Raw genomic sequence first — 13,730 nt, forward strand, 5'->3', positions numbered from 1 at the left:
CTCGATCAGTTCCGCGGGAAACGTTGCCGGAGGCAACACGTAACGACAAGCGAAAGATTCTGCATGAACCGTTAAGCTCTCCTGCATGCTCGACGTTCGGCGCATGCTGATCCTTCGTACGGTCGTCACCACCGGCTCCGTGACCGCAGCCGCCGCGAATCTCGGGTACACGCCGTCGGCGGTCAGCCAGCAGGTGGCGGCGCTGGAGAAGCAGGCCGGGACGGCGCTGCTCGAGCGCGTCGGCCGGGGCGTACGGCCGACGGCGGCCGGCCGGTTGCTCACCGAGCACGCGGCGGTCATCGGCAGGCAGGTCGCCGAGGCGGAGACGGCGCTGGCCGACCTGCGGGCCGGGCGGACCGGACGGCTGACGATCCATTACTTCGCCACTGCGGGCGCCACCCTCGTGGCGCCCGCGCTGGCGCGTTTCCGCCAGAGCATGCCGGGGGTGCGGGTCGACCTCACGATGACCGATCCGGAGGACCCGTTGCCGGAGGTGACGCGCGGCGAGGCCGACCTGGCGATCGTCGTATGCGCCCGGGACGCCCACCATGAAGGCGTTCACCTCGTCCACCTGCTGGACGACCCCTACCGGGCCGTCCTGCCCAAAGGGCACCGGCTCGCCGCCCGGCGCGTCCTCGACCTGGCGGATCTCGCCGATGAGCCCTGGGTCGGCAGCGAGCGGCCGGGGCCCTGTCTCGACGTGCTGCTCGCCGGCTGCGCGGCGGCGGGTTTCAGCCCGGATCTCCTGGTCGAGAGCGAGGACTACGCCACCGCGCAGGGCTTTGTCGCCGCCGGTCTCGGGGTCAGCCTGATCCCGGGCTTGGGCCTGGCCAACCGCCATCCGGGCCTCGTCGTGCGCAAGGTCCGCGCCCCGGAGCCGGTGCGGGCCATCCACGCGGCGGTCCGGGAGACGTCCCTGGGCGATCCCGCGCTCGGCGGGATGCTGACGGCGCTGCGCGACGCGACGAGGCGGTGAGCGGCGCTCGAGCCGACGCCGCGGTGCGCGACGCGGTCAACGCGGTGCGCGGCGCTCGGACGGACGCCGCGCTGCGCGAAGCAGTGGAGACGGACGCCGTTGCGGCACCGGGTCAGATCGCCCCTTTCCGCTGGAGATAGGACAGCGACGCCCAGCCGGGCAGGACCGGCAGCCAGAACGTGTGCAGCCGGAACAGCAGCACCGCCGACGTCGCCGTCCCGGCCGGCAGCCCGGCGAGGGTCAGCCCCAGCGAGAGCGCGCCCTCCACGGCGCCGAGGCCGCCCGGCGTCGGCGCGGCCGAGCCGAGGGCGTTGCCCGTGAGGAAGACCACCGCGACCGTCGTCAGGCTCAGCGAACCGCCGAACGCGCGGATCGACGCGTCCAGGCAGAGCACGAACGCCAGCGTGAGCAGGATGGTGCCGCCCATCCCGGTCGCGAGTTTCTTGGGTGACTGCAGCACGTCGAGCAGGCGGGGGAGCACTCCGGAGAACATCGAACGCATCCGCGAGCCGACGAGCCTGCGCAGGGGCCCGATCGACAGCACGAGGATCGCCAGCACGGCCGCCGCGAGCAGCGAGACGATGATGATCCGGGACGGCGGGAGCGACGGGCTGTTGTTGTCACTGCCCGTGATGTACCCGAACAGCGCCAGCATCGTGATGTGAAAGACCATCCCCGTCAGCTGGGAGGCCCCGACGCTCGCCGCCGCCTGGCCGGCGGGCACGCCCGCCCGCTGGAGATAGCGCGTGTTCACCGCGATGCCGCCGACCGCGGCGGGCGCCACGAGCTTCACGAACGACGCGACGAGCTGCACCAGAATCGTACGGCCCAGCGGCAGCCGCTCGGGCACGAACCCGATCAGCATGAGGGCCGCCGCCAGATAACTGACCGCCGAGGTCAGCGCGCCGACCGCGAACCAGCGCAGGTCGGCGTGCGCCACGAGATCGGGCAGGTTGACGTTGCCCAACTGCGACAGGAGAAGGTACGCGCCGACGGTTCCGGCGAGGACGCTGACGAGCGTGCGCGGCCGGAACCGATCGAGGTGCAACGGCTGGGCGGCCGTCACGAGCTCCGGCCGCAGGACGCGGATCTGTTCGCGGATCCGGCTGAGCAGTTTCCTGTCCCGGCGCAGGGCGTTCCTCGTCGACCGGGCGAGCGCGACGTTCTGCAGCAGCGGCACGGCGGCGCCAAGGGCGTCGGCGCCGAGCACGTCGGCGGCGGTGCGCACGGCCCGCTCGGCGCCGACGCGCAGGGCCAGCTCGGTCAGCAACTGCGCCAGGTCGATGCGGAGGACGAGGTCGCCGGCGGCGGTCTCTCCGGCCCGCAGGTCGACGAGGTACGGGCGTCTGGCCTCGTTGACGAGGACGCTCTCCCCGGCCAGCCGGCGATGGGCGAGGCGCCGGTCCTGCAGGAGTTTCAGCTGGGCCCAGATCGCGGTGAGCAGCTCGTCGGTCAGCTCCTCGTCGGGCACGTCGGCGAGGAGCCGGCCGGGAACGTGTTCGTAGGCGAGCAGCGCGGCCTCACTGCCGACCTCCGAGGTCGCCAGCAGTCCCGGAGTCGAGGCGCCCGCCGCCGCGATGGCGTAGGCCATCAGCGACTCCTGCTCCAGCGAGCGCCGCAGCGACCGGATCGTGCGCGGCGGCGTCCCGCCCCGCAGCCGCACCCGCCGCCACAGGCGGTAGAGCAGTCCCGCCGTCTGCTGATCGCGGTCGAGCACGGTGACGGCGATGGCCCGCCCGTCGGCGAGCGTCGCGGTGTAGCGGCGGGTGTCCTCGGGGCCGTCGTCGGCGCGCGCGGCGCGGACCGGCGCGAGGCCGACCCGCCGGAGCGCGGCCACCACGGCGTCGCCGGGCGGCCGAATGTTGGGCGACCCCACCGCGTACAGGGTGGCGTAGCCGACGGCGCGGCCGATGAGGTAGGTGGTCAGCACCGCGAGCGGCGTGATGCCGCCGGTCGCCAGCGACGCGACGGCGTCCAGGCCGATCACGGTCCACGTCACGAGCTGCCAGCGGGTACGGCCGCCCAGCCCCACTGCGGTGACGTAGGCGATCACGGGCGTGATGTCGATGTGCGCCGGACCGGGGAACCACCCGCCGTGCCGCTTCCACGTCAGGTACCACGCCAGGTCGCGCATGCCCGCCGCGGTGATCCACGAGTCGAGGGTGAGGGAGACGCCCAGAGCGACCACGGCGGCGAGGACGCCGATCGCCACCCGCAGACCGTTCCGCCGGATGACGCGGTCCACGCCGAAGGCGACGGGTACGGCGAGGACGCCGATTCCCGAGGCGAGGTTGGCGAGGGTGAGGAGCAGGTGCGGCGCGCGCTCGGTGCCGCTGGCGATGTCGGAGGCCAGGCCGCTGGTCGTGTGCCGGGCGACGTGGGCCAGCAGCAGGATGAGCACGATGACGCTCACCGACAGCAGGAAGCGGATGGCGTCCGACGGCCGCCGGATCCGCCGGGGCAGCGACGGCTCGTCGACCCGGACGCCGCCGGCTCGCCCGTCGGCCGGGGCGCGTGAGGTCCGCTCGTCTACCGGGATGGCTGAGGTCCGCTCGTCGGCCGGGGTACTTGAGGCCTGCTCGTCGGCCGGGTCCCCTGCGGCTCGCCCGTCGGCCGGGATGGCTGAGGCATGGTCGTCGGCCGGGTCGCCTGCGGTCTGCTCGTCAGCTGGGTCTGCGGTCTGCTGTTCGGCTCGGACACGTGAGGTTCGCCCCGCGCCCGGGACGCCCGAGGTCCGTTCCTCGGCTCGGTTTTCGGCGGCCTGCTGCTCGGCGGGGACGCCTCCGGCTGGTTCCTCGGCCGGGGCGTCGGCGGCCGGCCGGGCGCCCGGGTTCTCCGCGGTCGTCTCGTCGTCCGGGGCCTCCGTGGTGGGCCGGGCCGCCGGGATCTCCGCCGCGGTCCGGGGGGCAGAGCGGTCCCGAGGCGGTTCCGCGGCCGTCTCGGTGGCCGGTGGTGGGGGAGGGTTTCCCTGAACGGCGCGGTCGGGGCCGGGGCGCCGGCCGGGGGATTCGTTCACGGACACGCAGTGAATCCTCCCAGCCCATCGCCGGGAACGTGCGGGAGGTGTCCGTTGTGTCGCCCGATCGACGCCTCGGCGGGAACGCGGATCAGATCCCGAGCCGGGCCGCGATGCCGTCCAGGATGCATTCCAGGCCGAATTCGAACTGCCACTGCGAGTCGTCCTCGTTGGAGCCTTCGATGATGTAGCGGGTGAGCGTCGGATAGCGGCCGGTGCCGATCAGCCACCGGACGTACGGCAGGTAGGCGATCCTCGCCTCCTCCTCCGATGCCCAGCCGCCCCTCCGTACGGCCTCCCGCCGGATCACCTCGTCGGCCGTCGCCCCGCGTACGAAGGCGTTGACGGTGCCGAACACGGCCATCATCGTGTCGACCTCGAGACCGAGCCCGTCGAGTGAGCGGAGCATGTCCTCGACGCGCTCGACCAGGTTCGGCGTGAGCACGTGAGGCGTGCGCGCGAGCGCCGCGGTCAGCCAGTGGTGCCGCAGGCCGACGGCGCGGAGTTCGCCCGCGAAGCCTCGTGCGAGCTCCCTCCAGCCGGTGGCGCGGGGGAGCTCGATCTCGGCTGCCACCGCGTCGATCATCAGCTCGAGCACGTCGTCCTTGCCCGCGACGTACCGGTACAGCGCCATGGTCGCGACGCCCAGGCGCTCGGCCAGCCGCCGCATCGAGACCGCGTCGAGCCCCTGCTCGTCGGCGATCTCCACCCCGGCGCGCGCGATCTGGTCGTGGGTCAGCGCGGGCCGGGGACCGCGGGCGGGGCGTTCGAGGCGCTCCCAGATGGTCACGCGCGCTTCCGGCGCCGTGCCGCCGTCGCCGTCCTCCGCCGTCATCGGGCCCCTTCCCGCAGGTCAACGTGCGTACATCGTATCAGTTCTTGTACGGCGTACGCAGATGTGCGTACGATGTACACAACTCGTGTACGACGTACGCTGTTTCAGAACGGGGTGACCATGAGCGATTCGGAGATCGCGGTCTGGGCCGAGGGGCTGCGCAAGCGGTTCGGCCGGACCGAGGCCCTGCGAGGGATCGACCTGGAGGTGGCACGCGGCACCGTCTGCGGGCTCCTCGGGCCGAACGGCGCGGGCAAGAGCACCGCGGTGCGCGTGCTGACCACCCTCGCCCTCCCGGACGCGGGGCAGGCCCGGGTGGCCGGATACGACGTCGTCCGCGACGCCGACGAGGTGCGCTTCCGTATCGGCCTGGCTGGCCAGCACGCCTCGATGGACGACAAACTCAGCGGTCGCGACAACCTGCGGATGTTCGGCCGTCTCTATCACCTGCCCGAGCGCGTCGCCCGTGCCAGGGCGGACGAGCTGCTCGAGAGGTTCGGCCTGGCGCACGCCGCCGACCGGGTCGTGGGGACCTACTCCGGCGGCATGCGGCGTCGCATCGACCTGATCGCCAGCCTGATCGTCGCCCCGCCGGTGCTGTTCCTCGACGAGCCGACCACCGGGCTGGACCCGCGCAGCCGCGGCGAGATCTGGGACACCGTCCGCGAGCTCGTCGCGGGCGGGACGACGGTCGTGCTCACGACGCAGTACCTCGACGAGGCCGACCAACTCGCCGACCGGATCGCGGTGATCGACCACGGACAGGTGATCGCCTCCGGCACTCCCGACGAGCTGAAGGCCACGATCGGCACCCGCGTCGATGTCGTCGTCCGGGACGCGGCGACCCTCGACACGGCCGCGACGGTGCTGAGGAGGACCGCCGGCGCCGAGCCCGAGGTCGACCACGCCAACCGGAAGGTCGGGGTGCCAGTCAAGGGCTCGGTGTCCTTCACCGACATGGTGCTCGAACTGGACCGTGCCGGCGTCGCGGCCGAGGACGTCGCCATGCGTCGCCCGACGCTCGACGAGGTGTTCCTCCGCCTGACCGGCGCTCCCACGGCAGAGGAGGTGGCGGCGTGAGCGCGGGAGACGGCGTGCGCGGCGGAGCCCGCGTAGGCGGGGAAGCCGGCATGGGCGGCGGAGCCGGCGTGGGCGTCCTGCGGCTGCCGACGCGGCCCGCGTCGGCCATCGGGCGGCTCCGGTGGGCGCTCGCCGACGGGCGGACGATCGTGCGGCGGAATCTCGGCCACCTGAAGTCGCAGCCGGGAGAGCTGGTCGGCCAGCTGGTGTTCCCGGCGGTCATGGTGGTGATGTTCGGCTACGTGTTCGGCAGCGCCATCCCGGTCCCGGGCGGGGGGAACTACCGCGAGTACCTCATGCCCGGCCTGTTCGGGATGACCGCGTTCACGGGCGTGCTGGCCACCTCGATGGTGGTCGCCCAGGACGCCGGCCGCGGTGTCATGGACCGGTTCCGGTCCATGCCGATGGCACGGTCGGCGGTGCCGTTCGGGCAGACGGGCGCGGACATCATCACCGGCGCGCTCGGCATGGTGGTCATGGTCGCCTGCGGTTTCGCCGTCGGCTGGCGCCCGCACGAGGGACCGGTTCGGACCCTGACCGCCTTCGCCCTCCTGGTCCTCATGCGTTACGCGATCAGCTGGGGCGGTGTGCTGCTCGGCCTGCTGATCAAGGAGGAGACGCTGGACAACCTCGTTCCGCTGATCTTCCCGATCACGATGGTGTCCAACTCGTTCGTGCCGACCACGGGTATGCCGGCGTGGCTGCGCTTCATCGCCGACTGGAACCCGGTCAGCGCGATCGTCGCGGCGTGCCGCGATCTGTTCGGCAGCCCCGGCGTGGTCGGGAACGCCCACCTCGTGTGGCCCCTCCGCCACCCGGTGGCCGCGACCCTGCTGTGGTCGGCCGTTCTGCTGCTCGTCTTCGTCCCGGCGGCGGTACACCGGTACCGCACGGTGAACCGCTGACGGCCGCCCCGGACCGGACCGGCGGCGGCCGCCCCGGACCGGACCGGCGGCGGCCGCCCCGGACTGGTCGGGGCCGCCCAGCCCTGGACCGGCCGAGGTCACGACGGCGCCGGGTCCGCGCCGGCGCCCTGGTCGTCGGCACCGTGGCCGGACCGGAGCATGGCCATCGCGTTCGGGAAGGGCACGGCGCCGGCCTCGACGATCCGCCGCGCCAGCGGGCGAAGGAGCTCGGCCAGCCGGGCCGCGCCGTCCCGGCCGAGGGCGTCCAGCGGCGGGCGGGCGAGCCGGTCGGTGACGTCCTCGATCGCCCGCCGGTCCGCACGGCCCTCGGCGGTGATCGCGCCGTCCGCGTCGAGGAGGCCCCGGTCCCGCAGCCGGTCGGCGGCGGCCGTCCACTCCTGTTCGGTCCAGCCCCGGTAGTCGCGCTGCTCGGGCGGGGTGAGGCCGAGTGCGCCCGCGACGACGTTCGCCTCGCAGCCGTCGAGCCCGGCGGCGAGCAGGGCGGCGACGTGCCCGTCCCCGCGGAACTCCCGGAGCGCGGTGACGGCGTGCCACAGCGCCAGGCGCGGCTCGGCCGGCCGGGGCAGAGCGGCGTGCGCCGCGAACAGGACGCGGCCCGGGGCCGGCGCCGCCTCCGCCGCCCGCCCCGCCAGGGCCGCGGCCTCCGCGACGTCGGCCGAGTCCACCAGGTCGCCGAGCAGGCGGCGCAGGGACCGGTCCACGACGGCCGTCCGGGCGGCCAGGACGGTCTCGGGCGAGGAATAGCGCCAGGCGTCGGGGATCGCGCGGGCGACCATGCGCGGCGCGAAGTTGTAGAACGCGGCCGTGACCACCTCGGGGGAGGGCGCGCCCAGGGCCGCCGACCGGGAGGCGAAGTAGCCCATCCAGAAGCCCTTGAGGCCCGCGTCGGCGTACGCCGCCTTGGCCTCCGGCGCGAAGTAGACGAACGCGTGACAACACTCGATCAGCCGCCAGGTCTCGTCCATCGGACCCTCCTCGTCGCCGTCGCCGGGCCGCCCATCGTCGCACGGGACGACGCACTGATCTTCTGGAGCGTTGATCTCCGGATAGCCGGTGATCTCCGAGAGTGGTGATCTTCGGGGAACCGGGACCGTGGCGACGGGCGACGCCTCCGGTAGGGTGGAACCGCCGTCGACCTCGTACGGGAGAGACTTCGCACAGCGTGGTGCGGGGCGCCGAAGGAGCAACCCTCCCCGGAACCTCTCAGGCAAAAGGACCGTACGAGTTAGGCACCTCTGGAAAGCAGGCCGGCGATCCACGCCAGACCTCACCGAAGGTGCAAGCCGCGCTCCGGCGCGGTGAAGCTCTCAGGTTCACTGACAGAGGGGGAGACCGGCCACCGGCCTGCCCGGTGGTGGTTGCGCATCCATCGCACCAGGAGGCTCCCCAATGACCGAGGTCCCCTTCGCCGATCGGCACATCGGGCCGTCGCGCGGCGACCGCGCCGAGATGGCCAAGGCCGTCGGCTTTCCGAGTGTTAAGGCCCTCGTCGACGCCGCCGTGCCCACGGTGATCCGTACCGACCGTCCGCTGGATCTGCCTCCGGCGCTCACCGAGGTGCGGGCGCTGGCCCGGCTGCGTGAGCTGGCCTCGGAGAACCAGGTCCTCACCTCGATGATCGGTCTGGGCTACCACGGCACGGTCACGCCCGGGGTGATCCTCCGGAACGTCCTGGAGAACCCCGGCTGGTACACCGCCTACACGCCGTACCAGCCGGAGATCTCCCAGGGCCGCCTCGAGGCGCTGCTGAACTTCCAGACCGTCGTGAGCGACCTGACGGGGCTGCCGGTCTCGAACGCCTCCCTGCTCGACGAGGGCACCGCGGCGGCCGAGGCGATGACCCTCGCGCACCGGGCTTCAAAGGCCGGGGACACCTTCCTGATCGACGCCGACGCGCTGCCGCAGACGATCGAGGTCATCCGTACGCGGGCGTTGCCGCTGGGCATCGACGTCGTCGTCGCCGACCTGTCCGAGGGACTGCCGGACGGCGAGTTCTTCGGCGTCCTGCTGCAGTACCCCGGCGCGAGTGGCGCCGTGCGCGACCTGTCGGCCGTGACGGAGGCCGCGCACGAGCGCGGCGCGCAGGTCGTCGTGTCCGCAGACCTGCTGGCGCTGACGTTGCTCACGCCGCCGGGGGAGTTCGGCGCGGACATCGCGGTCGGGACGTCGCAGCGGTTCGGCGTGCCGTACGGCTTCGGCGGCCCGCACGCCGGCTACATGGCCGTACGCGAGGGCCTGCAGCGGCAGCTGCCCGGCCGCCTCGTCGGCGTGTCCGTCGACGTGGACGGCGGTCCGGCCTACCGCCTGGCGCTGCAGACGCGCGAGCAGCACATCCGCCGCGAGAAGGCCACGAGCAACATCTGCACCGCCCAGGTGCTGCTGGCCGTGATGGCGAGCATGTACGCCGTCTACCACGGCCCGGAGGGACTGCGGGGCATCGCCGAACGGGTCCACGAGCAGGCCGTACGCCTCGCGGGCGGCCTCGCCGCGGTCGGCGCCGAGATCGTCCACGAGACCTTCTTCGACACCGTGCTCGCCCGCGTCCCGGGGCGCGCCGAGGAGGTCGTACGACGGGCGCGCGAGCGCGGGATCAACTTCCGGCTCGTGGACGCCGACCACGTGGGGATCGCCTGCGACGAGACCACGACGGACGAGCACGTCGCCGCGGTGTGGCGGGCGTTCGGCCTGGCCGACAACGAGGCCCTGTCCGTCCACGCGGGGGCCGCGCTGCCTCCGGCCGTCCGTCGGGAGAGCGGCTACCTGACGCACCCGGTCTTCCACGCGCACCGCTCGGAGACGGCGATGCTCCGGTACCTGCGTCGCCTGCAGGACAAGGACATCGCCCTGGACCGCTCGATGATCCCGCTGGGCTCGTGCACGATGAAGCTCAACGCGACCACCGAGATGGAGCCCATCACCTGGCCGGAGTTCGCGCAGATCCATCCGTTCGCGCCGTTGGAGCAGGCGCGCGGCTACGTCCGGCTGATCGAGGAGCTGGAGACCTGGCTCGCGGAGATCACCGGGTACGCCAAGGTCTCGGTGCAGCCGAACGCCGGCTCCCAGGGTGAGCTGGCCGGCCTGCTCGCCGTACACGGCTACCACGCCGCCCGCGGCGAGGGCCACCGGAACGTCTGCCTCATCCCCTCCTCGGCGCACGGCACCAACGCCGCCAGCGCGGTCATGGCCGGGATGCGCGTGGTCGTCGTCAAGAGCACCGACCACGGCGACATCGACCTCGACGACCTGCACGCAAAGATCGACAAGCACCGCGACCAGCTTGCCGCGATCATGGTCACGTACCCCTCGACGCACGGCATCTACGAGGAGACCATCACCGAGGTGTGCAAGAGCGTGCACGACGCGGGCGGGCAGGTGTACGTCGACGGCGCCAACCTCAACGCCCTGGTCGGCCTGGCCCGGCTCGGGGAGTTCGGCGCGGACGTCTCCCACCTGAACCTGCACAAGACCTTCTGCATCCCGCACGGCGGCGGCGGTCCCGGCGTCGGCCCGGTGGGGGTGCGCGAGCACCTGGTGCCGTTCCTGCCCAACCACCCGTTGCGGCCGGAGGCGGGCCCGGAGACGGGCAGCGGCCCGATCTCCGCCGCGCCCTGGGGCTCGGCGGGCATCCTGCCGATCTCCTGGACCTACATCGCGATGATGGGCGCCGACGGGCTGCGCGCGGCGACGGAGACGGCGGTGCTGGCCGCCAACTACGTCGCCAAGCGACTGTCCGGCCACTACCCGGTGCTCTACACCGGCCGGGGCGGCCTGGTCGCGCACGAGTGCATCATCGACCTCCGCAGGATCGCCAAGGACGCGAAGATCACGGCGGAGGACGTCGCCAAGCGGCTCATCGACTACGGCCTGCACGCGCCGACCCTGGCCTTCCCGGTCGCGGGCACGCTGATGATCGAGCCCACGGAGAGCGAGGACCTGGCCGAGCTCGACCGTTTCTGCGACGCCATGATCCAGATCCGCCAGGAGATCGAGCGGGTGGCGGCAGGGGAGTACGACGCCGACGACAACCCGCTGAAGAACGCCCCGCACACGGCCGCGTCGCTGCTCACCACGGACTGGAAGCACTCCTACAGCCGGGAGGACGCGGCGTACCCGCTGCCCGCCCTGCGGGAGAACAAGTACTGGCCGCCGGTGCGCCGCATCGACCAGGCGTACGGCGACCGCAACCTGGTGTGCTCCTGCCCGCCGCCGGAGGCCTTCGAGTCCTGAGGCCGGGCCGCTGAACGACGGCGGGACCGCGGGTCGCCCCGCGGTCCCGCCGTCTCATCGTGCCGTCAGATGCTCTTCTTCGTGGTGCACCAGTGGTCCTTCTTCTTCGGGATGTCGAAGATGAACTTGACGTGGTAGTAGCCGAACGACCGGCCGTACTGCTGCGAGTGGAATCCGTGGACCTTGTTGTCGGACACGGCCTTCCCGGTCGAGTACTTCTCGTCGTTGGGGAGCCCGCCCTCGTCTCTGACCTGGATGTCGTTGGCCGTGCGCTTCCCGTAGCCCTTGAGCTTGATCCGGTAGTCGACCTGGTAGATCCCCCAGCTGGCCTTGTAGACGTAGAGGGTTCCCTTGTCGCCCTGCTTGCTCGTGCAGCTGACGGTGACGGGCTTGACCTTGGCCGCGGCTTCGGCGGTTCCGCTCAGGCTCGCCGTGGCCAGGCCGATGACGGCCGCCGTGGCGACGAGCGCGGTCTTGCGAAGGGTGAGGCGCACTGCGTTGCTCCTTGATCTTGTTGCTTCGAGCAAAGATCAACTCTGCTGAGCCGGGTGCGCCGGGACAAGAGCCTCAGGTCCCCATCACGGGCCCCTCGCGATAGGGCTGAGGACCCGGGGTCCGGCGGGCCACCTGTTCGTGTCAGCGATGAGTTTTTCGGCTCGCCGTGGTCTAACGTGGGTGACCTGCGAACCCGCAGGTCAATGACGACATTTCGGGTATCGGACCGCATTTCTGGGCGACGTCAGGGCGCTCGGCTGCGGAGAGGAGTGACCATGAGCGGCGTACGCGTACTCGTCGGCACGCGCAAGGGCGCGTTCATCCTGACCTCGGACGGCCGACGGGAGGACTGGGAGATCAGCGGGCCGCACTTCGGCGGCTGGGAGATCTACCACCTCACCGGTTCTCCGGCCGACCCGTCACGGCTGTACGCCTCGCAGTCCACCGGGTGGTTCGGGCAGCTGATCCAGCGGTCCGACGACGGCGGCCGGACCTGGGAGGCGATGAGCAACCGGTTCGAGTACGACGGCGTCCCCGGCACCCACCAGTGGTACGACGGCACGCCGCATCCCTGGGAGTTCGCGCGGGTCTGGCACCTGGAGCCGTCGCCGGCCGATCCCGACACGGTCTACGCCGGGGTCGAGGACGCGGCGCTGTTCCGGTCGACGGACGGCGGTCAGAGCTGGCAGGAGCTGCCAGGGCTGCGCGGGCACGGCTCGGGACCGTCCTGGCAGCCGGGAGCGGGCGGGATGTGCCTGCACACGATCATCCTCGACCCGGCCGACGCGCGGCGGATGTTCGTGGCGATCTCGGCCGCGGGCGCGTTCCGCACCGACGACGGCGGCGAGACCTGGCGGCCGATCAACCGCGGCCTGCGCTCCGAGGGCATTCCGGACCCCGACGCCGAGGTAGGCCACTGCGTCCACCGCCTCGCGATGCACCCGTCGCGGCCGGAGACCGTCTACATGCAGAAGCACTGGGACGTCATGCGGACCGACGACGCCGGCGACTCCTGGCACGAGGTCAGCGGCGACCTGCCGACCGACTTCGGCTTCCCCATCGCGGTGCACGCCCACGAGCCGGACACCGTCTACGTCGTCCCGATCAAGAGCGACTCCGAGCACTACCCACCGGAGGCGCGGCTGCGCGTCTACCGCAGCCGTACGGGCGGGAACGACTGGGAGCCGCTCACGAAGGGGCTCCCGCAGCGCGACTGCTACGTCAACGTGCTGCGCGACGCGATGGCCGTCGACGCGCTCGACTCCTGCGGCGTCTACTTCGGCACGACCGGCGGGCAGGTGTACGTCTCGGCCGACGCCGGCGACACGTGGGCGCCCATCGTCCGGGACCTCCCGGCCGTCCTGTCCGTCGAAGTCCAGACACTGTCGTGATCCGCGTCGTACTGCCGGCGCACCTGAAGGTCCTCGCCCAGGTACACGGCGAGGTGCAGCTCGACGTGCCCGCGCCGGCCACGCCGGGCTCCGTTCTCGACGCGCTGGAGGCCCGCTACCCGGTGCTGCGCGGCACGATCCGCGACCACGGCACACAGCGGCGCCGGGCGTTCGTCCGGTTCTACGCCTGCGAACAGGACCTGTCCCACGAGCCGCCCGACACGCCACTACCCGAGCCGGTCGCGGCCGGAGCCGAGCCGTTCATGATCATCGGTGCCATGGCGGGGGGCTGACGGCCGGGGATCAGGTGTGCCGTCGCACCGAGGTCGTATCGCTTGTCAGCGGCGATCCGCTCGCTGCCACGGGCAGGAGGTCGGGTACGCGGGCACCGTTGCCGTCGACCAGGACCGAGTGCGTCTCGCCCGCTTTGAAGGCGTGGCGTTCGCCCCATTGTCGCAGCGTGACGATCACGGGGAAGAGGTCTTTGCCCGCCTCCGTGAGCGCGTACAGCCTGCGTCTGCCCGAAGGGGCGTCGACCTGGGTGAGCAGGCCGTGGGCGGTGAGCTTGCGGAGCCGTTCGGTGAGGATGTTGCGGGCGATGCCGGTGCGCTGCTGGAAGTCGGTGAACGAACGGGCGCCGTCCATCGCGTCGCGGATGATGAGCAGGCTCCACCGGTCGCCGACCAGATCGACCGTGCGGGCGACCGGGCAGCTCGGGTCCGTCCACGCAGGGCTCTGTCCGCCGGTGTCGTCGCCTGCCATCACCCCTCCAATGAGTTGCTTA

General features: G+C 72.2%; 11 protein-coding genes and 1 riboswitch. Of the genes, 6 read left to right on the forward strand and 5 right to left on the reverse strand.

The window, feature by feature from the left end:
- Window positions 1-85: 85 nt before the first annotated feature.
- A complete protein-coding gene (locus tag AB0I04_RS15045) occupies window positions 86-976 on the forward strand; it encodes a LysR substrate-binding domain-containing protein (RefSeq protein ID WP_360884106.1) in 891 nt (296 codons plus the stop codon).
- Window positions 977-1,088: 112 nt separating this feature from the next.
- On the opposite strand, the gene AB0I04_RS15050 is transcribed toward AB0I04_RS15045, so the two are convergent.
- Window positions 1,089-3,998 carry a flippase-like domain-containing protein gene (locus AB0I04_RS15050; RefSeq protein ID WP_360884109.1) on the reverse strand — a complete coding sequence of 970 codons (2,910 nt, stop codon included), beginning with the start codon at window positions 3,996-3,998 and terminating at the stop codon, window positions 1,089-1,091.
- An 85-nt stretch (window positions 3,999-4,083) separates the two neighbouring features.
- The gene (locus tag AB0I04_RS15055) at window positions 4,084-4,827 is read right to left on the reverse strand and encodes a TetR/AcrR family transcriptional regulator (protein WP_360884112.1); all 744 of its coding nucleotides are present in this window, start codon (window positions 4,825-4,827) and stop codon (window positions 4,084-4,086) included.
- A 120-nt stretch (window positions 4,828-4,947) separates the two neighbouring features.
- Between AB0I04_RS15055 and AB0I04_RS15060 the strand changes: the two genes are divergently transcribed.
- Both AB0I04_RS15060 and AB0I04_RS15065 read left to right on the forward strand, forming a co-directional pair.
- On the forward strand, window positions 4,948-5,907 hold the full coding sequence (locus AB0I04_RS15060) for an ATP-binding cassette domain-containing protein (protein ID WP_360884115.1): 960 nt from the start codon (window positions 4,948-4,950) through the stop codon (window positions 5,905-5,907).
- Entirely contained in the window at window positions 5,904-6,812 is a 909-nt protein-coding gene (locus tag AB0I04_RS15065) for an ABC transporter permease (protein WP_360884118.1), read from the forward strand. Before AB0I04_RS15060 ends, AB0I04_RS15065 begins: the two co-directional genes overlap by 4 nt.
- A gap of 98 nt (window positions 6,813-6,910) precedes the next feature.
- Here the strand turns inward: AB0I04_RS15065 and AB0I04_RS15070 are convergent, their stop codons facing one another.
- Window positions 6,911-7,798 (reverse strand): hypothetical protein, encoded by an 888-nt coding sequence (locus AB0I04_RS15070; RefSeq protein ID WP_360884121.1) that lies wholly within the window; start codon window positions 7,796-7,798, stop codon window positions 6,911-6,913.
- Between the two features lie 167 nt (window positions 7,799-7,965).
- A riboswitch (glycine riboswitch) is annotated at window positions 7,966-8,062 on the forward strand.
- 160 nt (window positions 8,063-8,222) lie between these two features.
- Between AB0I04_RS15070 and gcvP the strand changes: the two genes are divergently transcribed.
- Window positions 8,223-11,060, forward strand: a complete 2,838-nt coding sequence (gene gcvP, locus AB0I04_RS15075) for an aminomethyl-transferring glycine dehydrogenase (RefSeq protein ID WP_360884124.1) — start codon at window positions 8,223-8,225, stop codon at window positions 11,058-11,060.
- Between the two features lie 65 nt (window positions 11,061-11,125).
- On the opposite strand, the gene AB0I04_RS15080 is transcribed toward gcvP, so the two are convergent.
- Window positions 11,126-11,554, reverse strand: a complete 429-nt coding sequence (locus AB0I04_RS15080; protein WP_360884127.1) for a hypothetical protein — start codon at window positions 11,552-11,554, stop codon at window positions 11,126-11,128.
- A 276-nt stretch (window positions 11,555-11,830) separates the two neighbouring features.
- On the opposite strand from AB0I04_RS15080, the gene AB0I04_RS15085 reads away from it, so the two are divergent.
- A complete protein-coding gene (locus AB0I04_RS15085) occupies window positions 11,831-12,946 on the forward strand; it encodes a sialidase family protein (protein ID WP_360884130.1) in 1,116 nt (371 codons plus the stop codon).
- Window positions 12,943-13,239, forward strand: coding sequence for a MoaD/ThiS family protein (locus AB0I04_RS15090; protein ID WP_360884133.1), 297 nt, complete (start codon window positions 12,943-12,945; stop codon window positions 13,237-13,239). Before AB0I04_RS15085 ends, AB0I04_RS15090 begins: the two co-directional genes overlap by 4 nt.
- Before the next feature lie 10 nt (window positions 13,240-13,249).
- On the opposite strand, the gene AB0I04_RS15095 is transcribed toward AB0I04_RS15090, so the two are convergent.
- Window positions 13,250-13,708, reverse strand: coding sequence for a helix-turn-helix domain-containing protein (locus AB0I04_RS15095; protein ID WP_360884136.1), 459 nt, complete (start codon window positions 13,706-13,708; stop codon window positions 13,250-13,252).
- Window positions 13,709-13,730 lie beyond the last annotated feature (22 nt).

It is taken from the genome of Actinoallomurus sp. NPDC050550 (genome assembly GCF_040655075.1).
Lineage (GTDB): Bacteria > Actinomycetota > Actinomycetes > Streptosporangiales > Streptosporangiaceae > Actinoallomurus.

Excerpts from the sequence above, each read along its gene's own strand:
- AB0I04_RS15045 (WP_360884106.1), top strand. The coding sequence starts at position 86 with ATGCTCGACGTTCGGCGCATGCTGATCCTTCGTACGGTCGTCACCACC.
- AB0I04_RS15055 (WP_360884112.1), bottom strand. The coding sequence starts at position 4,827 with ATGACGGCGGAGGACGGCGACGGCGGCACGGCGCCGGAAGCGCGCGTG.
- AB0I04_RS15060 (WP_360884115.1), top strand. The coding sequence starts at position 4,948 with ATGAGCGATTCGGAGATCGCGGTCTGGGCCGAGGGGCTGCGCAAGCGG.
- AB0I04_RS15070 (WP_360884121.1), bottom strand. The coding sequence starts at position 7,798 with ATGGACGAGACCTGGCGGCTGATCGAGTGTTGTCACGCGTTCGTCTAC.
- gcvP (WP_360884124.1), top strand. The coding sequence starts at position 8,223 with ATGACCGAGGTCCCCTTCGCCGATCGGCACATCGGGCCGTCGCGCGGC.
- AB0I04_RS15085 (WP_360884130.1), top strand. The coding sequence starts at position 11,831 with ATGAGCGGCGTACGCGTACTCGTCGGCACGCGCAAGGGCGCGTTCATC.
- AB0I04_RS15095 (WP_360884136.1), bottom strand. The coding sequence starts at position 13,708 with ATGGCAGGCGACGACACCGGCGGACAGAGCCCTGCGTGGACGGACCCG.